The 18,786-nt window shown below is 47.2% G+C and carries 19 protein-coding genes; 8 read left to right on the forward strand and 11 right to left on the reverse strand.

Annotated elements, in window-relative coordinates; translation table 11 throughout:
- Nucleotides 1-31 precede the first annotated feature (31 nt).
- The 6 genes from SALPA_RS16250 to SALPA_RS16275 are packed head-to-tail and all read right to left on the reverse strand — an operon-like array spanning nt 32 to nt 5,929.
- Complete coding sequence (locus tag SALPA_RS16250; RefSeq protein ID WP_145096223.1) at nt 32-730, reverse strand: energy transducer TonB; 699 nt, start codon at nt 728-730, stop codon at nt 32-34.
- Nucleotides 731-733: 3 nt separating this feature from the next.
- Nucleotides 734-1,141, reverse strand: a complete 408-nt coding sequence (locus tag SALPA_RS16255; protein WP_145096226.1) for a biopolymer transporter ExbD — start codon at nt 1,139-1,141, stop codon at nt 734-736.
- Nucleotides 1,128-1,775 (reverse strand): MotA/TolQ/ExbB proton channel family protein, encoded by a 648-nt coding sequence (locus SALPA_RS16260; RefSeq protein ID WP_145096228.1) that lies wholly within the window; start codon nt 1,773-1,775, stop codon nt 1,128-1,130. The genes SALPA_RS16255 and SALPA_RS16260 overlap by 14 nt, the downstream gene beginning before the upstream one ends.
- On the reverse strand, nt 1,750-3,321 hold the full coding sequence (locus SALPA_RS16265; RefSeq protein WP_145096231.1) for a PepSY domain-containing protein: 1,572 nt from the start codon (nt 3,319-3,321) through the stop codon (nt 1,750-1,752). Before SALPA_RS16265 ends, SALPA_RS16260 begins: the two co-directional genes overlap by 26 nt.
- A gap of 14 nt (nt 3,322-3,335) precedes the next feature.
- Entirely contained in the window at nt 3,336-3,665 is a 330-nt protein-coding gene (locus tag SALPA_RS16270; protein ID WP_145096234.1) for a hypothetical protein, read from the reverse strand.
- Between the two features lie 14 nt (nt 3,666-3,679).
- Nucleotides 3,680-5,929, reverse strand: a complete 2,250-nt coding sequence (locus SALPA_RS16275; RefSeq protein WP_145096237.1) for a TonB-dependent siderophore receptor — start codon at nt 5,927-5,929, stop codon at nt 3,680-3,682.
- A gap of 371 nt (nt 5,930-6,300) precedes the next feature.
- On the opposite strand from SALPA_RS16275, the gene SALPA_RS16280 reads away from it, so the two are divergent.
- The 8 genes from SALPA_RS16280 to SALPA_RS16315 all read left to right on the forward strand — a co-directional run bounded on the left by SALPA_RS16280 (nt 6,301) and on the right by SALPA_RS16315 (nt 14,332).
- Complete coding sequence (locus SALPA_RS16280; protein ID WP_145096240.1) at nt 6,301-7,131, forward strand: AraC family transcriptional regulator; 831 nt, start codon at nt 6,301-6,303, stop codon at nt 7,129-7,131.
- 263 nt (nt 7,132-7,394) lie between these two features.
- Nucleotides 7,395-7,655, forward strand: a complete 261-nt coding sequence (locus tag SALPA_RS16285) for a hypothetical protein (RefSeq protein ID WP_145096243.1) — start codon at nt 7,395-7,397, stop codon at nt 7,653-7,655.
- 55 nt (nt 7,656-7,710) lie between these two features.
- Nucleotides 7,711-8,385, forward strand: coding sequence for a response regulator transcription factor (locus SALPA_RS16290; RefSeq protein WP_145096246.1), 675 nt, complete (start codon nt 7,711-7,713; stop codon nt 8,383-8,385).
- A gap of 2 nt (nt 8,386-8,387) precedes the next feature.
- A complete protein-coding gene (locus SALPA_RS16295) occupies nt 8,388-9,659 on the forward strand; it encodes a cell wall metabolism sensor histidine kinase WalK (RefSeq protein ID WP_145096249.1) in 1,272 nt (423 codons plus the stop codon).
- A gap of 356 nt (nt 9,660-10,015) precedes the next feature.
- The gene (locus tag SALPA_RS16300) at nt 10,016-11,281 is read left to right on the forward strand and encodes a TolC family protein (RefSeq protein ID WP_145096252.1); all 1,266 of its coding nucleotides are present in this window, start codon (nt 10,016-10,018) and stop codon (nt 11,279-11,281) included.
- 16 nt (nt 11,282-11,297) lie between these two features.
- Nucleotides 11,298-12,404 (forward strand): efflux RND transporter periplasmic adaptor subunit, encoded by a 1,107-nt coding sequence (locus SALPA_RS16305; protein ID WP_145096254.1) that lies wholly within the window; start codon nt 11,298-11,300, stop codon nt 12,402-12,404.
- Between the two features lie 28 nt (nt 12,405-12,432).
- A complete protein-coding gene (locus SALPA_RS16310; protein WP_145096257.1) occupies nt 12,433-13,137 on the forward strand; it encodes an ABC transporter ATP-binding protein in 705 nt (234 codons plus the stop codon).
- Entirely contained in the window at nt 13,118-14,332 is a 1,215-nt protein-coding gene (locus tag SALPA_RS16315) for an ABC transporter permease (RefSeq protein WP_145096260.1), read from the forward strand. Before SALPA_RS16310 ends, SALPA_RS16315 begins: the two co-directional genes overlap by 20 nt.
- Before the next feature lie 61 nt (nt 14,333-14,393).
- Here SALPA_RS16315 and SALPA_RS16320 read toward each other — a convergent pair whose 3' ends face one another.
- The 5 genes from SALPA_RS16320 to mqnE all read right to left on the reverse strand — a co-directional run bounded on the left by SALPA_RS16320 (nt 14,394) and on the right by mqnE (nt 18,767).
- Nucleotides 14,394-14,825: a hypothetical protein gene (locus tag SALPA_RS16320; protein WP_145096263.1), complete on the reverse strand. Its 432-nt coding sequence runs from the start codon at nt 14,823-14,825 to the stop codon at nt 14,394-14,396.
- A gap of 85 nt (nt 14,826-14,910) precedes the next feature.
- A complete protein-coding gene (locus SALPA_RS16325) occupies nt 14,911-15,744 on the reverse strand; it encodes an MTAP family purine nucleoside phosphorylase (RefSeq protein ID WP_145096266.1) in 834 nt (277 codons plus the stop codon).
- 19 nt (nt 15,745-15,763) lie between these two features.
- Nucleotides 15,764-16,843: a cyclic dehypoxanthinyl futalosine synthase gene (gene mqnC, locus SALPA_RS16330; protein ID WP_145096269.1), complete on the reverse strand. Its 1,080-nt coding sequence runs from the start codon at nt 16,841-16,843 to the stop codon at nt 15,764-15,766.
- Nucleotides 16,840-17,667, reverse strand: a complete 828-nt coding sequence (locus tag SALPA_RS16335) for a menaquinone biosynthetic enzyme MqnA/MqnD family protein (protein ID WP_145096272.1) — start codon at nt 17,665-17,667, stop codon at nt 16,840-16,842. Before SALPA_RS16335 ends, mqnC begins: the two co-directional genes overlap by 4 nt.
- Nucleotides 17,667-18,767: an aminofutalosine synthase MqnE gene (mqnE, locus tag SALPA_RS16340; protein WP_145096275.1), complete on the reverse strand. Its 1,101-nt coding sequence runs from the start codon at nt 18,765-18,767 to the stop codon at nt 17,667-17,669. Before mqnE ends, SALPA_RS16335 begins: the two co-directional genes overlap by 1 nt.
- Nucleotides 18,768-18,786 lie beyond the last annotated feature (19 nt).

An 18,786-nucleotide genomic window follows, 5' to 3' on the forward strand; every position in this document is an offset into this window, starting at 1 on the left:
AGTGCTATCCGCTAATCCCGGGGGAATATTTTTAGTGATTGGCATTATTCAGGCGAAATAAAACAGGCAGACTGGTGATGCAGGCTACGGTCCGGCCGTTGGAACGGTCTTTGGCAGGAACAAACCGCCATTTGGCCACAGCCGCTATAGCGGCTTCATCCAGCATATTATATCCGGAAGAACGGGCGATTGTAATGTCACCCGGCTGGCCAGTAGCCAGGATTTGAATTCTCAGCAGCACGGTGCCTTCCAGGCCGGCTTTTCGGGCTGCTGACGGATAGGCAGGGTCTACTTTGGACAAAATGCCCGGCGAGGCAATACCTGTGTGGGAACTGCCGGTGGCTGGTGCGTCAACGGCTGAGGCGGTACTATCAGTGCCGGCCGGCCTCTCGCCTGTTTTGTCTACAGGCAGGCTGGCCGTAGACTCAGCCTCGGTCATTGATAAATCACTGGCTGCTACTACTGCTTCCGGTTCATTGGCCGGAAGGACCGTCCGGCTGGGCACGACTGCTTCAGCCGGTTGAACCGGCTGAGTGTTTGCTTGTGGCAATAATGTACTGGTTTCAGACCGGTCAGACGGAAAACTCACCAGTTCCATCTCCACTAGCGTTTCATTGAGCGGCGGCAGGGAAGTCAGCCCGATTAGCAGGTATCCGGCGGCTGCCAGCAGGAAAACATGCAGGCACACCGATACCGTGACAGCTTTGTGCCAGCGAAAGGCATAAGTCATGAACTACCGCTCCTTTTCTACCGCCACAGACACCTTGTGTGCGCCGGCTTGCTTCAGTTCGTCCAGAACGGTAATTACCTGCCCATAAGGAACTTGTTGGTCGCCACGGAGTACAAAAATGTTGTCAGGCTGTTTGTCAATTTCAAGCCGGACCCTTTTGGCCAGCAGCGGCAATGGGATTTCTTCCTGGTTGAACATGATATTGCCGTCTGCCAGCACAGTGATATTAATACTGCTTGGTTTATCCTGACGGACCGCGCTGGCCTGGGGTAAGTTGACAGGAATGGTATGCTGCTCAACCATGTACAAAGTACTCATCATGAAGAAAACCAACAGAAAAAAGATAATGTCAATCATGGGAATAATCATTAATTGCGGCTGGTTTTCCACATAGAGGCTACGCAATTTCATGAGAATCTCTCCGTCCGGTCTTTTTTATCAGCACATAACTTACTACAAGAGCTGCAGTTTGCTCAATATCTGTAACGACCCGGTTAACATGGCGGGAGCAAGCGGCATGAATGACCAGTGCCAGCGTTGCAACGCTAAGACCGGTAGCAGTGGCAACAAGGGCTTCTCCGACACCGCCGGTGATGGCCATAGGCTGGCCGGACTGGACATTGAACACGCTAAAAGAATTAATCATGCCAATGACAGTACCGAGTAACCCCAGCAGTGGAGAAAGAGTGACAACCATGCTAAGATCGTCGAGATGTTCGCGTAACCGGGCAGAGGTCAGGGTGGCTGCGCTTTCAAGAGCGTTTTCCACCTGACTGCCCCGCTGAAGGGCGACAAGGCCGGCATGGGCCACTATGGCCAGAGCATGTTGGGTTTGTTCACAGAGTTGGGCAGCTTCGCTGAAGCGCTGTTTTTCCAGCAGGGGCTGCAGCTTCTGCCGGAAAGATTCGGCACTGGCTGTTATTGTCCGGTAATAGAGAAAACGTTCGACTGCAATGGCGACTACAAACAGTGAGCAGGCCACCAGCAGGTACATGACCGGGCCGCCTTTATGAAATAAATTAATAGTTTGACTTATGAACTCCATCGATTTGCTCCTTTATTTTTAATTTTTTCGGTGTCAGATAACTGTTATTTTTTTGCCGCAGGGACACATATCTGGCAGTAAAAGCCATTACTATTCCCAGCAGGGCAGCTGTCAGGTCAACGCCGGCCGTCATCCAGTCACCGCCGCCAACTGTGTTTAGCAGGCCAGTATTGGTGGTCAATGCGTTAACAAACGGCAATCCTATACAAAGCACTGCGGCAAAGCGCAGTTGTTCCGTCCAGGCCTGATGAGGCGGGCGCAGCAACGCATGTAAAAGCATGAACAGCCAGATACTGAAAAATAGTATTATTTCGGCCTCGGCCCGGTCCTTAAGAGAAACCGGCAAAAGCCGGTTGGCCCATAAATAAGCGGTGCAGGCGGTTATTAAGCCGCTTATAACTGTGATATTCAAGGCCTCAATGGCCCGGTAACCGCATTGCGTTGCCAGGCTTGCGTCGACATAACGGCTGCGGCGTTTGACTGTAAAGAATATCAGCCCGGCAGCGATCATGGCACAACTAGCTAAGCCGGCTATAAAGTAAAGCCAGGAAATGGTATAACCGCCAAATTTGGCTGCATGCAAACCAGCCAAAAAACGGAAGGCATATACATAGGGGTTCCAGTTGGTATGAGTGCTGAGCAGCTGACCGGTGGCGCCGTCAAAAGTCGCCCGGTCGCCTACGACCGCTATCCGGTCATCGATACGCCGGATAAAAGTTACCGTAGCTTGCCGGTCACCCGGATTTTTTACCTGAACAAGCATCACTGCATTCTTGCCTAACTGTTCTTCAGCTAAAGGCAGCAACTGCTCTAAGGGCACCAGCGCGGCAGGCGTATTGGCGCGGGCACGGTCCTGAAACTGAAAAGCGTCCGCCCACAATCCCGCCTGATTCTTATAAAGCAGCTGAGAGGCAAGCGGCATTAAAAAGAAGAAGGTAAGAATCATACCGGTATAAGTTATCATCAGCACAAAAGGCAGGGTAAGCACACCGCTTAGGGTATGGGCGCCAAACCAGGTTCGCCGCCAACGCAAGCGGAAGAAATCGGCAAAAACCCGTTTGTGAATGATTATCCCGGATAGTATCGCCGCCAGCATCACCACCGACGACAACCCAACCAGCCACAGACCTGCTTTACCGCTGCTCAGGTCTGTATGAAACCGGGCAAAAAAGTGGCCGCCTTCTGACTGGCGTTCTTTGAGCACCTTACCTGTCAGTGGGTCCAGGTAACGTTCCAGCGATATTGCGCCTTTTTTCCAGACGATCTCCAGTACCGGTGAACGCTCCTGCGGCAGATGGATTAACCAGCTATCGGCCTGGGGTGCAAACAGACGGAGCTTCTTATCAGCTGCCGCAAGCGACTGGATAGGCGCTGTTTCGTTTACCCTTAGTTCCGGTTTCATCCAGTGGGTCAATTCGGGTTCGAACACTGCCAGTGTTCCGGTAAGGAAAATAGCGAACAGCAGCCAGCCAAAAACCAATCCTCCCCAGGTATGAAGTTTCCTCATGGACTGGGTAAAAAGTTTGTTTGTATTTAATTTATTCATTGTGGTATTCTCCTTTATTTCAACCAGGCAGCCAGAGCGCAAAAGCAGCACACTGCCGTTAATGCGAATATATCTTGCCAGGCGCGCCGGACAGTCGGAGCGGCGAAGGACCACAAGAGAGCTCCAAGATAGATCAAACCGGGAAATAGCGGACTGACGAATACAACTTCAACCGGTGGCAAAGGCAGCAATAATACCAGGGCTGCAAGAGCGCTGTAGGTCAGGGCATAGCCGCCGAGTACGGCGGCTAGAGCGCGCAGAATAAATTCTGCCGGCTGCGTCTGGCTGATGACGGATAGCGCTTCTCTACAGTAACGAACTGTTTTCAATACAAAGTGTTGCATAGCTGGCCCCCAACTTACAACTGCATAGTTGCCGACAGCTTAAAGGTGCGTGGGCCGCCCAGCGTGACATAATTCTCGCTGCTGAAACATCCTGCCCAGTAATGCTTGTCAAACACGTTTTCCACACTAAGCCGGTAGATGACCGGAGTCTTATTAATGACGGTTTTGTACCGTGCACCAATATCATAGCGTACCCAGCTTGGAATTTTTATGGTGTTCGCATTATCGATATATTGGGAACCGGTATATACCGCCAGGAGAGAAAGCGTTAAATCCTTATTCCACGGCGTGTCCCACTCGACGCCGGCATTCATTGTCCATTTGGGTACGCCAAACGGGGTATTGCCGTTATTGGCGCTTACATTGGAACGGACCAGTTCGCCACGGGTATAGGCAATTCCGCCTAACAGACGGAGATTTTTCGTTATGCTGCCGAAGGTATTCCATTCAATGCCGCGGTTTTTCTGTTCACCGTCATAGGAATAGATATCGTCAGTAGTCATATAGCTTGGCATATTGATTTGAAAAAAGGCCAGTGTATTGGCGAATCTTCCCTTGTCCCATTTGATGCCGATTTCCTGTTGTTTGGTTTTATACGGCGCCAGTACTTCGTTGGCATTGTCATACGCTACCCCAACCATGGCTCCGGGTGAAAGCGCCTTAATATAATTGGCGTAGAGTGACACCGAATCTCCCCATGGTTTGACTATAAGGCCAACCATCGGCAGAGTGGCGTTGGCGTCCTTAGTGGCAGTCAACGTGGGTGCGCCGGTGGCAAAGGTACTGGAATATTTATAGCTGGTCTGGTTCACATTTTGCCGCCGAGCCCCTAAGGTTAACTGCACTTTGTCTTCATCAAAGGAAAGCGTGTCGGCCAGAAGATAACTGGAAAGTTCAGTAACGAGCGTCTTATTACCCTTGGCCGGCGATATCAGGCTGTTGTAGTAGCCGGCAAGCGAGACCGGGTTATAAATGTTCGTTACATAATTACCGGTGCCAGAAGTATATGCATTGGAATAATCGGTATCCTGGAAGCTTGCCCCTAAAACGAGCTGATGTTTTACCGCACCAGTTCGGTACGTGCCGCGCAGTCCAAAATCAGCGGAAGTGGTGTCGGTCCAGAAGTATTGATTAAAGACATTCCGGGCTTTGGCTGTTCCGTCCGACTGGAGATTCAGCACATGATTACCGTTGATGAAGCCGGTGGCTCTGGACGATAGTTTGCCGATGCCGGCATACGCGGTCAAATTGTCCTGAATGTCATACTCGCCTTTGAACAGAACCCCATTATTCCGTATTGTGCCTGATGTGCCCTTGTACGCATTGGTTGATCCGTCCGGAGCGTCCACGTAACCTTTGCCTAGGTAATACATGGAAGTGGCTCCATTGTCATAACTTTCCTGCGAGCCGAAGGCATCCAGGGAGAGACGCCATTTGTCTTTTTGATAATCCACACCCAGAGCGCCCAGCAACCGTTCTTTGGACTGCCCGTCGACTGCGGTGTCACCGTCTGCATAGACGCCGTTGAAACGAATACCCCATTCTTTGTTTTCACCATAACGGCGACCAATATCAATATGGCCGCCCAAGTGGGACGAGGAGGTATAGCTGGTGGTAAAGTTAGTGATGTCCTCTTCGCCGGCGCGTTTAGGCATCAGGTTGATGGCACCGCCCACTGAAGTATTTACACCGCCGTAAAGAAAGGAACTGGGACCCTTAAGTACTTCCACCCGTTCCAGAAATTCAACCGGAACATGGTATTGCGGCGCTAAACCCTGCATACCGTTAAAATAGAGATGTTGATAATTTACTTCTAACCCGCGGATCATATAGTTTTCATTGATATGGCCGGTAGAGGTGGTAAACCGGACGGACGGATCGTTGATGAGTACATCGTACAGCGTATCGGCTTGCTTATCTTCCATGGTCTGAACGGTATAACTGGTGATGTTAAACGGCGTGTCCATAAAATCTTTATTGCCCAGAATGCCAAGATTGGCAACGCGCGCCACCTGGCCACCGGCGTAAACCGGGGGAAGTATGTTATAACGATTGGCCGTCACTTTAACTTCGTCGAAGGTAAATTCTCGCTGCTCTGAAGCCTGTTCTGCCGCTGCCGCCTGTTCGGCTTTGGTTTCACCGGACATTGTGGCTGTGTTGGTTGTATCTTCCGCATAGCTAAACACCGGCGTATTCCAGAACAGGCTGCTGCCAAGCAAGGTGCAGAGCAAACGTTTTTTGACTGGGGATAACTTTTTTGGCATGTGTGTGTCTCCTTACTTAATAAAATTACCTGACATATCCTCTAGCTTTGAGTGTCAGATTTATAGTGGGCAACATTTGCCCATAAAAGCAAATGATTATTATTCTCAATCATTTCTGTATAGATAGAATAGCAAGCATAAAACTCTCAGTAAATGGTGATTTTTCTAAAGTGGCCTGGATTTTTTCCCAAAGCTTTTGGTAGCACATGTAACCATTGTTACAAAATCAAGCAAAAGGAATTATTGACAGGAGGTATAACAGTTACTATAATAATGATAATAATTATCATTATTAAAAAGAAATCGTCTACGTAAACCTGATTCGAAACAATGCTCTTTCAGAATGCTGCCAGAAGAGAGGCCTAATGTGTATGCAAGTAAATATTAATGACTTAGCTAATTATTTTTCCAAAGTTAATTTTACCGTGATTGATGTAATCAAATGGATGGTGCCACCTGGGAAAAAGCATTTTGGTGCTTTCACACCTCCATGTTCCGGATTAATTTTTCCCCTGCGGGGGCGGGCAAGAATGTTTTTTGACGATATTCCCTATGAGATGGAACCAGGGAAAATTTTTTATGCCGGTCCAAACTTGCCTTTGGATAAAGAGGTTCTGGGAGAAACCGAATGGGAGCTTATGATTATCCACTATGAAGTTTATAATAATGACAAGGGATTTCCCGGCGGCCTACCTCATTATCAGCTTGATGCGGTCTGCAGTCCCCGTCTTACCGATCTGCTATACCGGCTGTTTTGTGTCAGTGCCAAACGGGACAGTCTGTCAGTACGGCAAGCGAAATCACTGTTTCTTGCTATTTGGGACGAAATTGTAACCTGCGCAGTCAACCGGCGTAACGAAAAGGGACAGGATCTGATGGGGCAAGCTGTGAAGTATATCAACTGTCACTATATGGAGCCGCTCAGTGTACCGAAAATGGCTAACCAATATGGCTTAAACAGCAAGCAGTTTGCTTATCTGTTTAAGAAGTTTATTGGCAAAGGGCCAAATGAATATGTAATTGAATGCCGGGTGCGCCGCGCCAGGGAGCTTTTATGTACTACGGACTGTTCAGTGGCCGATATTTCCCTTTGTGTAGGCTATTCTGACCCTTACTATTTTAGTAAGTTATTCAAAAAGCACACCGGTGTTTGTCCGATACAGTGCAGAGCTTTTCGGGAACGGGAAGATAGAATTATATAGATTACTTTCTGTTCATTTATAGCAAGATGCTTATATATATAAGAAACTTTGTGAGTCTTTTTCACAAAGTTTCTTTTTAGCTGACTTTCTTAATCCAGAGGGAAAGGTTAGCTTTCCCTGGATTGAACGACTAAGGCTTCTACCGGCGTCCGAAAAGACTTGGCCCAAGCCAAGTCTTTTCTTATCTAAGGGAATCCTAAAAAACGTAAGCTATAATACAACTATTCACTGTGCAGATAATTAGTAAATTGGGGGTGAGAAGGGTGAAGAAGCTAGTACGACGTTTACTAAGTGGTGTATTAAGTCTTGTTACCACTTGTTTAATTATGGCCGCGCCGGTAGCGGCTATGGTGTATGCAGCAGAGCCTATAGAAGCTGTGGAAAGTTTCGGGATAAGGGATGCTATTCAGGGAAAATACATTGATAGGGAAAAAGATCAACTTGAACTTAAGGTTGAGCGACAATTAGGAAAGTGGGAGAATAAAAAAATCAATGGTGACAATGCCTTGACAAGGAAAGAATAATACCATACTCTTTGGATAGGTAATATTATGCGAGGAACAGGGTAGGAGTGATTTTATGAAAATTTTAGTTGTCGAGGATGATGATCCCTTACGGGAGGCCATAATTTCTCTCTTGACTGAGGAAAATTATATTACCAATGAAGCTGCCACCGGCGATGAAGGCTTGTATTTGGCCCAGCAAGGGATCTATGATTTGCTGATACTGGATATTATGTTGCCTGAAGTTAGTGGTTTGGAGATTGTCAAGAAGGTCAGGGCTGTTGATAAAGAGGTGCCTATCTTATTATTAACAGCCCGTGACAGTGTAGAGGATAAGGTGAATGGCCTGGAGATCGGGGCTGATGATTATCTGGTTAAACCGTTTGCGATTCAGGAACTGTTAGCGCGTATAAAAGCCTTGATTCGCCGCTACGGGTCACTGGCAAATGACGGAAAAATCAGTTATGGTGGTGTTACGGTAGACAGCAGGCTGCATGACGGCTTTGTTGAGAATCAGGCGCTAGGTCTAACTACTAAAGAATATGAGGTATTAGAATTCCTGATTTTGAATAAAGAGCAGATTTTAACCAGAGAGCAGATATTTGATCGTGTGTGGGGTTTTGAATCTGAAACCACCATTAGTGTGGTTGATTTGTATATTCATTATTTGCGCAAAAAAATGGCTCAATCCGGTCATGACAGTTTGCTGCGCACAGTACGCGGCGCTGGCTTTATGTTTAAGGAGAAATAAGGATGTTTAAACGCACTCTTCGCCGCTTGTCGGCGATGAATTCGATCGTGTTTTTATTGATTTTTTTGTTCTTTGGGACTATTATTTATGGCTTCGTAGCATACCGCTTTTTTGATAAGGTGGATGAAGCCATGCTTCTTAAGATCAAAAATTATTCCATTGTGGATGGTAAAATGGTTCCGTATAGCCGGAGCAGGTTTTTGTTCGACCCGCGCATTTTTATCCTGATACGGGACGACAGGGGACAGGTTAGCACGATATTTCCTTATGATAAAGATAATATGGAAAATGTGTTAGAGTTGATAGCCGATGTTCTGCCATACCAGTTTCAAACCAGAACTATTGAAAATCATACATATAGAATTCTCGATGTTCCGTATCGACATCCGAATAACATCCTGGATACGGAGCGGGGACCTGTTGCTGTCAAGGCTCTTATCGCTGTGGGTATAGTTGATTCGGAAGTGGCTTCCTTGCATGATTTGCTCATCGTTATCGCCAGTGGACTTGTTATTGGCATGATCATTATTGTTTTTGCCAGCTATAACTTGGCAAGACGGTCAATGATTCCGATTCAGGCTTCCTGGGAAAAACAACAGCAGTTTGTTGCCGATGCCTCGCATGAACTACGGACGCCGCTTGCTGTGGTTACAAGCAATGCTGAACTTATCTTGCGGCACCCTGCTCATTCAGTGGAAGAAGAAAGCATCCGGGTAACGAACATCATCAGGGAAGTCAGGCGTATGACCAAACTGGTCTCCAACCTGCTTACGCTGGCTAGGTCTGACGCCAATCAAATTGAAATCAACTTAGCCTATGTGAATGGGAATGAAGTCATTGAGACTATCACAGAGCTGTTTATACCACTAGCGGAGATGGAGGGTCTTACACTGCAGGTGAAGCTTGATGAACAGCTGGAGCTAATGGCAGACAAAGAGCGGTTGCATCAACTGCTGGTCATTTTGCTGGATAATGCCATAAAATACACACCACCACCCGGACAACTGCTAATTACCGGCAGTAAGCAGGGAAATTCGCTGGTAATAACTGTTGAAGATTCCGGACCGGGAATACCAACCGAGGATTTGCCACATGTTTTTGACCGGTTTTACCGGGGGGATAAGGCCCGGTCGCGGGAAAAAGGCGGTACAGGTCTGGGCCTCTCTATTGCTAAATGGATTGTGGACCAGCATGGCGGAAAAATTAATGTCGCGAACAAAAGCGGCGGCGGTGCAAAGTTTAGTGTCGTATTGCCTGCAAAAATTAATAAATAATAGAGCGTGTTTCAAAAAAAAACACTTTCATTAATATTCTTTAAACTGTTATAAAATACCCCGGTGTTAAACACCAAAAAGTCGCACAGCAAGGGCATACCCGATTTCTATGCTGAAAGGCTCAACGGCAAAGAGGGGTATTTTGTAACAGCCTCTAATAGTAGAAAGAGCACTTGTTATTTTACGAGTGCTCTTTCTACTATTTAACTCTTTTCTATTAGTCAGTGAACCCGTATAATGGGTAATATGGTCACAAAGCTTAGAACTAAATAAAATCTAAAGAAAATCAAAAAGACTGTGCTTACAATAAGAACTAAGCTACATTAGAAAAAATTGCGTAGGAGGCTGCTTATACAATGTTGAACTTAACAAATAAGGCTGCTGTGATTACTGCCGGTTTGATTTTTTTGCAGCAAACCTTTGCTTTTGCTGCACCTGTCGAGCTATCCCTGCAAGACAGTATTGAATATGCGTTGAAAAACAACCCATCCATCCAAATCGCCAGCGAAGATAAAAAGAAATCCGAATTCAGTGTTGGGGAAACTCAAGCAGGTAAAATGCCCACAGTTTCTCTGGGCAGCGGTTATACTTACCAAGGCAATTCAAGTGATGACAGTTTTAGCAACAGCTTACGCATGAATTGGCCAATCTATAGCGGCGGCCGGACGGAAGCGCAGATTGAGCAGGCCAAACTTGGCGTACGTACTGCTGACCTCAATGTGGAGAAAAGCAAACAACAACTGATTCTTGACACCACATCCAATTATTATAGTGTACTTGAGGCTAAAAACATGCGTGCTGTGAATGAGGAGAGTGTCAACAATCTTAAGGCCCATCTAAACATAGTACAAGCAAAATACCAGGAAGGTGTTGCTGCTAAATCTGAGGTCTTACGGGCTGAAGTCGAGGTTGCCAACGCTGACCAGAATCTTATTAAAGCCCAAAATCAATATGAGTTGGCAGTAGCTGATTTGCTGACTACCATGAATATGGATGCCGGGATCGAGCTACAGTTAAAGGGTGAGCTTGCTTATCAGGCTGATACCAGAACATTGGCAGAAGCTATTAGCATGGCCAAGCAAAACCGGCCGGAAATGGCCCAGGCCCAAGTCAGTATCGACAGTGCCCAAAAAGGTATCGAGATTGCTGAAAGCAACAAACGGCCGACCGTATCCCTGTCAGCTTCAACCGGCTGGAATGATCGACTGTTGCCTACTGATGATACCAACTGGTCGGTTGGGGCCTCGGCAAGCTGGAATGTTTTTGATGCCGGTGTAACCAAGTCCAAAATCAGCCAGGCTGAGTCTTCGGTAGCCAAAGCCAAGCTGCAGGCTGAGCAGACAACTGATTCCATCGAGCAGGAAGTCCGTCAAAGCTACCTAAATATGAAGGAAGCTGAGAAACGGTTGAGTACAACTCAGGTAACAGTAAACAAGGCCAATGAGGATCTGTACATTGCGCAAGAAACCTATAGAGCCGGTGTTAGTACCAATCTTGATGTCTTTGATGCTCAATTAGCGCTGACACAGGCCAAAACAAACCATGTGCAGGCTCTGTATGATTACAATGTCAACAAAGCTAAACTTGATAAAGCCATGGGCGTAAAAGCCGCTAGTCTATAGGTGGGGAGAGGTAGTTATGAAATTGCTATGGCAGAAAATTTTAAAACAAAAGAAGCTGTTCGTTATAGCCATCCTGGTGGTGGCCGCCATTGCTGGCGGTGGCTATTACTATCAAAATAAAAATAAAGCAGCCACAGTGCCCCAACAGACCATTGAGGCTGAGGTCCGGGACCTAACTTCAGTGGTAGCGGCAACAGGCACAATCAAGGCCGTAAATTCTGTAGATATCAGCTCCAAAATAACAGCTCATATCAAAGAAATAAAGGTCAAAGAAAATGAGCAGGTTACAGCCGGGCAAGAGCTTGTTATATTGGAAGATACTGCTCTGCAGGCCCAGGTAACCCAGGCGAAAGAACGGCTGGATAATGCAGCTATCAAATACCAGCGGACCTCCCGGCTGACTTCAATTGGCGGCACTTCCACAGAGGCACTCGATAATGCCAGCATGGATTATAAGATTGCTCAGGCCAATTATGATGAGGTCATGTCTAAGCTTGATGATACCATTATTGTTTCACCCATGGCTGGCAGTGTCATCGGTAAACCGTTATCAGCCGGGGAACTGGTAGCCCAAGGGGTAAATAATCCCACCGTTATTTTAACTGTGGCTGATATGTCAAAAATGCAAATTGAAGCCAATATAGATCAAACTGACATTGGTAAAATCGCGCTGGGACAAAAGGTTACCTTTACAGTCGATGCTTATCCAGGTAAAGAGTTCAGTGGTATGGTAACAACCATCTCCCGCAAGGCTACAGTTTCCGGCAATGTTACCTACTACCCGGTAACCATTGACGTTACTAATGCCGAAAACCTGTTAAACCCTGGCATGGTTGCCAGAGTATCGGTTATTGTCAGTGAAAGCCAAGGCGTGCTGCCCCTGCCACTGTCAGCGATCCGTTCAGATAAAACCGGAAAATATGTTGTTGTTGCCGGACCAAACGGTCAGACACAGAATGTGCCTGTTAAAACAGGGAATACCGGCGATGACCGGGTAGAGATTATCAGTGGACTTAGTGCGGGTGACAAGGTTGTTGTAGCACAAGTCAAAGCCCAGTCACAGGCACAAACAGGTAACCAACAGGGATCACGTCAGGGCGGTGGGGCGCGTCCGATGTTCTAAACTGAATGTCAGTTAAGGAGGCTATACTATGACAATAGCATTAGCTAATATAATAAAAACCTATCAAATGGGCGATACTGTAGTTGCCGCCCTGGCAGGAGTCAGTCTTGATATCTGTGAAGGCGAATTCACTGCCATCATGGGGCCATCAGGCTCTGGTAAATCGACGTTGATGAATATACTGGGTTGTTTAGACCGTCCAACAAGCGGCTCGTATTTGTTGGATGGACAGGAGGTTTCGACGCTAACAGATGATGAACTGGCACTGACCAGGAACAAAAAGATCGGGTTTGTTTTTCAGAACTTTAACCTACTGCCGCGTATTACGGCAGTCGAGAATGTTGCTTTGCCATTGGTCTATGCTGGGGTTGCGGCCAAAGAACGGCACCAGCGTTCTGCGGCGGCACTGGCTTCTGTCGGTCTGGAAAAAAGAATGGACCATCTGCCCAACGAATTATCAGGTGGTCAGCGTCAGCGAGTAGCCATTGCCCGCGCGCTGGTTAATGAGCCTAGTATTATTATGGCTGATGAACCTACCGGTGCGCTTGACACCAAATCAGGCGAGGAAGTTATGGACATCTTTAAAACCCTCAATTCCTATGGCCGTACCATTATTTTGGTAACCCATGAGCCTGATATCGCCGCCCATGCCAAGCGAGTCATTCATGTCCGCGATGGACTCATTGTCCGGGACACAGGAAAGGATGAAGCATGTGTTTTGGGAAAGTGTTAAGATTGCATTAGATGCATTAGTATCCAACAAGCTCAGGTCCATCCTTACCATGCTTGGCATTATCATTGGCGTGGGTGCGGTTATTGCCATGGTGTCTATTGGTATGGGGGTACGGGATAAGGTATCGAGCTCGATTGCCAGCCTGGGCAGCAATCTTATCATTGTTACACCAGGGGCCGCTTCCTCCTCCGGTGTACGGCAGGCAGCCGGCACCAATATTACTCTGACCTTGAAGGATGCTGAAGCTATGGCTCGTGAAGTGAACGGCATCGGTGCGGTCGCCCCTAGTGTTAGTAAGCAATATCAAATGGTTGCCGGTAATATGAACTGGACAACCAGCGTGCAGGGTACGACGCCAGAATATCTGGAGGTGCGTAACCTAAGCGTGCAAGCCGGCAGCTTTATTACTGATGAAGATGTCGAGAGCCGCAACCGGGTGGCTGTTATTGGTACTACTGTTGCCAGCAACCTGTTTACCAACATAAACCCGATTGGACAGAGCATCCGTATTAACAATGCTCCTTTTACGATAATCGGCGTGCTTGAGAGCAAAGGCCAGTCAGCCGGGGGGCAGGACCAAGACGATACAGTTATTATTCCACTGACTACGGCTCAGGAACGCATGATGGGTATTACCTACGTTCAGACAATCAGTGTGCAGGCAGCTGATTCTGAAGTTGTTGATCAGGTACAGGAGGGCATAACCAGCCTCCTGCGGGCGCGACATGATATCACGGCAGATAAAACCGATGACTTTACCGTGCGTAACCTGGCCAGTGTTATGGCGACAGCTCAGGAAACAACAGGAACCATCACCATGCTGCTGGGAAGTATTGCGGCCATTTCTCTCTTAGTTGGTGGTATCGGCATCATGAATATTATGATGGTATCTGTTACTGAACGGACAAGGGAAATCGGTATTCGCAAAGCGCTGGGAGCCAGATATTCCAATATCCTGATGCAATTCCTTATCGAAGCCATTGTTATCGGCGTCATTGGCGGTGCTATCGGTATTATAATCGGGATTGGCACTTCCTACGCCATTTCGTCCATTGCCGGTTGGAATACGGTGGTTACCGCAACACCGATTTTGGTAGCTTTCGGCTTTTCGGTAGGTATTGGCCTGTTTTTCGGTCTTTATCCGGCCCGCAAAGCGGCGTTGCTTAATCCAATTGACGCCTTGCGGTATGAGTAGTGAATAAAAAACAAAGAAGCTGTGCTGAAACTTTTGTTTCAGCACAGCTTTTTTGTTTTTCCTATATTCTAATGTCAATAATAGCTGATACTCCAACACCCTGTACCCGACTAAAGTTGACGGGATTAGTACTATCGATAGGCAGTAGAGCTTTTACTCTAAACGTACTGCTGTTAAAATTGCCTTCTAATTGGAGCACTGCTTCCGTTTGGTCCACTAATTCTTGCGAGCCTGTTACCTGGGCAGCACCTATGTACCCTTTATTGCCAGCAGAAACGATGGGGACTACCTTAGTAGCATAATCACTGCCTGCACCATGTTTAAAGGTCAATGTATTGATGAAATTATTCAGCGGGGTTGAAAATTTATTGATGAGAAAACCTATCCCACCGACTTTAAAAACATCACCAAAGCTAAAAGCTTGCGAAACTGGAACAGCGGTAACTGATAGCAAGGAAACTAGTAACATACCAATCAAAATCTGTTTCTTCATGTAAACTCCTCCAGTATAAATTTAGTGTTTGTACTATAATTTGATTATACTAAAATTGACTAAATAGTCAACCACGGGTTATGGTTTATATTGTTGACCCGTATACCGCTTTTAATAATGTGGGTTTTCGCAAGTCGGCGCAGTTACAGACCTGTTTATCGTCAAGCCGTCTGATTGTATCCAATAGAATATGCCCAATCTTGTCTGCATCTGCATAGAAGATTTGACTGAGCTCATTATGCTCCCAGTCTTTTACAACACCTTCCCCATAATTCACAACAGTATACAGGCCTGCATAACAAGCGCCGATTTCCCGGGCCAGATAGACTTCGGGACAGAGACTTTGGCCAACAATATCGGCATGTCCCTTCAACATTGCCACCTCAGCAGGGCTTTCAAAATGCCGCCCATCGGTTACGGCATATACCCCCCGTTGAAAGACCCGGGTCAGGGGTCTTGCTTTTGCCGCACAAATCAACTCTTGCCGAAGGTGCGGGCAAAGGGCTTGCCGCATAATCAACAGATAATGGCCCTCCAGCCCTACATCCTTACGCATGGATTGATCAATATAGTCTGATGCGACAACCATATCCCGGGTATCAAGCAGATGGTTGACTGACCCTACACCGCCTTCGGCCAGTATTTTTTTTACGCCTGCCTCACGAAATAACCAAAAAATTTGCCTTGAAGCATCGGCACGGCTGACCCCGTTGCGCCAACCGTGCATGCGGCAGGTTAGCACCTTTTTATTACCCAGGCGAAATAGGAGCAACGGTGGTGTTTGCCCATAGGGTGTGTCAAACACCATATCGCGTTCGATTATTTCCACATCATGACAGCACAGTGCTGCCGGAAAGTCCATTGACAATGTGCCTGACCCGCCAATAATGGCAATACATGCCTGCGGAATACAGCTCATTATATCCCCTCGCAATCGTTTATTTAAAAATTTTCAGGATTTCATACTGTGTATTCCGTTGGGCTGGAATTTTGCCTGTGGTGCGGATAAGGTCTGTCATTTTTTCAATTGACATCTGATAGGCAGTACCAGCAGCTCGGACTACGTTTTCTTCCAGCATAATACTGCCCAGATCATCGGCGCCAAAGGCCAGTGTCAACTGGCCGATTGATTGGCCCTGAGTCACCCAGGAGCCCTGCAAATGTGAGATATTGTCGAAATACAACCGGGCTACAGCTAAAGTCCGCAGATAATCCCAGGCACTAGCCTTTTCGCCGCCTAATTCTGTGTTGCCAGGCTGGAATGTCCACATGATAAAAGCCCGGAAACCGCCCGTACAATCTTGCAGTTCACGGATGGTCCGGAAATGATTAATACGTTGCCGGTAGGTTTCCTGCATTCCGATCACCATGGTAGCGGTTGTACCCATCCCTATACGCTGAGCTGCTTCCATGACTTCCAGCCACTGCTTTGTCGTAATTTTTAAGGGACTGACCCGGCGGCGTACCGCATCATCTAATATTTCCGCTCCTCCGCCGGGCAGGGAATCCAGACCTGCGGCCTGCAGGCGATACAGGGCCTTTTGGATGGAGATACCAGCTAGGCTGGCCATATGGACAATCTCCGCCGGAGAAAAAGAATGAATTGTAATAGGAAAGTGCTCTTTAATGCCCCGCAACATATTTTCAAAATAGGGGAGAGTTAATTCTGGGTGCAAACCGCCTTGCAGCATGATTTGAGTGCCACCGGCAGCTATCGTTTCTGCAATTTTTTGGTAGAGTTCTGCTGTACTGAGTACATAAGCGTCCGCGGCATCGTTAGCCCGGTAAAAAGCACAAAATTTGCATTGGCTTTTGCAAACGTTGGTATAGTTGATATTCCGGTCTACAATAAAGGTAGCATAAGGGCCGGGATGTTTCCTTAGCCGGATGACATCTGCCGCTTGTCCCAAAGCGGGCAGATCTCCCCGGGTTAATAGCTCTAGTGCATCATCATCTTGTAAACGGCTGCCCTGAAGTATCTGGTCGATAATCGACTGCCATCTGTCCACTATTGTCATACCTCCAGAAAAGTCAGCTCAGGTGCTTCGGCAATATGCCCCAACGCTTGCGCCCGCCGGTAATATTCCCTCAACCCCTGCTGATGCTCGACATCAAAGCCAAATTGCAGCGTAGAGAAATAGGCTTGCAGAAAACCTGAGTCAAAGCATTCCCAGCGAGCGGCATCGTTGGCTACTTGTTCTACATGCATCAGGCTGTAGGACATGGAATGCACGAAAGAGCGCTGCACTTCACGGACAAGTTCCGGGTTATCGCCCGCAAAGTTTCGCCGGGCGGCCCAGACGGCAAACACCATTTTGCACCCAGTCAATTCTTTCCACTCACAGCCCAAATCATAAGCGTATAAGCCACTAGGAACTTGATAGTGAATCTGCAGTGCTTCATCACCAATCAACAGTGCCGCATCAGCTTCCAGCAGCATTGAGCCTAAATGGGGAGGACACTCAAAATAGGCAGGGTGAATATGATATTTATCCTCAAGAATAATTTTTAATAGCACTTGCGATGTGCGAGAAGTATTTGTCAGGGCAATCTTACGGTTATGCAGTTCAGCGATAGGTACCTTGCTTACCAAGTATATGCTTGCCACCGGTCCATCGCAGCTTACCGAAAGACCTGGAAGCAAGATCAGTTCACGCCAATGCCGCGAGTATTCAATAGATGGGATCGGAGAAATGTCAAGCCTGCCTTCTAACAAATGGCGGCTCAATTCCCTGGCCGTATCTTTGCTCAATTCTACATCCCAAAGCACGTCGTTTTTTACCAAACCGTAATAAAGGGGTAAGCAATTGATAAACTGAATATGTCCCACTCTGGGTCTCATCACGCTTGGCTCCCTTCATATACTTGCACTTCACGGTAGAGAGTATCCCGTTCGACGGGAATATTCCCTGTTTCGCGGATAAAATCGATAATGGCTTGCTTACTAATACCTACCGCGGTTTTTGCCCCGGCCGCGTGGAGAATTTTTTCTTCCACGACCGTCCCGTCCAGATCGTCGATGCCAAAGGCCATTGCAACTTGGGCAATGGGTAATGTTAACATAATCCAAAATGCTTTCACATGATCAAAATTATCCAGCATGAGGCGGCTAATAGCCAGCATTTTTAAGTCTTCCCAGGCTGTTGCCCGTTTAATGTCGCTGAGTCCGGTATTTTCCGGATGGAAGGGGAAGGGAATAAAGGCCTGGAATCCACCTGTTTTATCCTGCAGTTTACGCAATGTCAGTAAATGATCAATTCGTTCTTCCTGAGTTTCAACATGCCCATACAACATAGTGGCATTGCTATGTATACCTAACTGATGCGCTGTCTGCGCCACTTCCAGCCATTCGGCGGCGCTGCACTTGTTCGGACATATAATCTGCCGCACCCTGTCATTTAATATTTCGGCACCGCCACCCGGCAGCGAGCCTAATCCTGCATCCTTGAGAATCATCAGTACTTCCCGGATTGACCGGTTAGCTATTTTCGCAAAATGGGCAATTTCCACAGCGGTAAACGCCTTTAAATGGAGGTTGGGAAATTCCTGGTGAATACGAGCAATGATATCTGCGTAATAGGTAAAGGGTTTGTCCGGATGCAAAGCGCTGACAATATGCAGTTCTGTCATTTCTGGTGCATCTGCAAGTGCCTGGCGGGCAATAGACAGAGCTTTTTCCGGTTCCATCACATAAGCCTGGGATGCATCGGCATCACAGCCAAAAGCGCATAATTTGCAGCGGGATACACAGATATTGGTTAGGTTAATGTGCCGGTTGACATTAAAATAGACTTTGCTGCCAGATTTGCGTTGTTTGGCAAAACGGGCCAGTGCGCCGATCCGCAGTAATTCATCGGATTTTAGTAAAAATAAGCCGTCATCCCGCGTCAAACGTTCCCTGTTATATATCTTTTGTTCAATCAAGCTCAATTGATCTTCCACGTAGTCATCTCCTGTTTTT

Source organism: Sporomusa sp. KB1 (genome assembly GCF_007830295.1).
Taxonomy (GTDB): Bacteria; Bacillota; Negativicutes; order Sporomusales; family Sporomusaceae; genus Sporomusa.

Bases quoted from the DNA above. Each gene is read 5' to 3' on its own strand.
- SALPA_RS16250 (WP_145096223.1), bottom strand. From the start codon at position 730: ATGACTTATGCCTTTCGCTGGCACAAAGCTGTCACGGTATCGGTGTGC.
- SALPA_RS16255 (WP_145096226.1), bottom strand. From the start codon at position 1,141: ATGAAATTGCGTAGCCTCTATGTGGAAAACCAGCCGCAATTAATGATT.
- SALPA_RS16260 (WP_145096228.1), bottom strand. From the start codon at position 1,775: ATGGAGTTCATAAGTCAAACTATTAATTTATTTCATAAAGGCGGCCCG.
- SALPA_RS16265 (WP_145096231.1), bottom strand. From the start codon at position 3,321: ATGAATAAATTAAATACAAACAAACTTTTTACCCAGTCCATGAGGAAA.
- SALPA_RS16270 (WP_145096234.1), bottom strand. From the start codon at position 3,665: ATGCAACACTTTGTATTGAAAACAGTTCGTTACTGTAGAGAAGCGCTA.
- SALPA_RS16275 (WP_145096237.1), bottom strand. From the start codon at position 5,929: ATGCCAAAAAAGTTATCCCCAGTCAAAAAACGTTTGCTCTGCACCTTG.
- SALPA_RS16280 (WP_145096240.1), top strand. From the start codon at position 6,301: ATGCAAGTAAATATTAATGACTTAGCTAATTATTTTTCCAAAGTTAAT.
- SALPA_RS16290 (WP_145096246.1), top strand. From the start codon at position 7,711: ATGAAAATTTTAGTTGTCGAGGATGATGATCCCTTACGGGAGGCCATA.
- SALPA_RS16295 (WP_145096249.1), top strand. From the start codon at position 8,388: ATGTTTAAACGCACTCTTCGCCGCTTGTCGGCGATGAATTCGATCGTG.
- SALPA_RS16300 (WP_145096252.1), top strand. From the start codon at position 10,016: ATGTTGAACTTAACAAATAAGGCTGCTGTGATTACTGCCGGTTTGATT.
- SALPA_RS16305 (WP_145096254.1), top strand. From the start codon at position 11,298: ATGAAATTGCTATGGCAGAAAATTTTAAAACAAAAGAAGCTGTTCGTT.
- SALPA_RS16310 (WP_145096257.1), top strand. From the start codon at position 12,433: ATGACAATAGCATTAGCTAATATAATAAAAACCTATCAAATGGGCGAT.
- SALPA_RS16320 (WP_145096263.1), bottom strand. From the start codon at position 14,825: ATGAAGAAACAGATTTTGATTGGTATGTTACTAGTTTCCTTGCTATCA.
- SALPA_RS16325 (WP_145096266.1), bottom strand. From the start codon at position 15,744: ATGAGCTGTATTCCGCAGGCATGTATTGCCATTATTGGCGGGTCAGGC.
- mqnC (WP_145096269.1), bottom strand. From the start codon at position 16,843: ATGACAATAGTGGACAGATGGCAGTCGATTATCGACCAGATACTTCAG.
- SALPA_RS16335 (WP_145096272.1), bottom strand. From the start codon at position 17,667: ATGAGACCCAGAGTGGGACATATTCAGTTTATCAATTGCTTACCCCTT.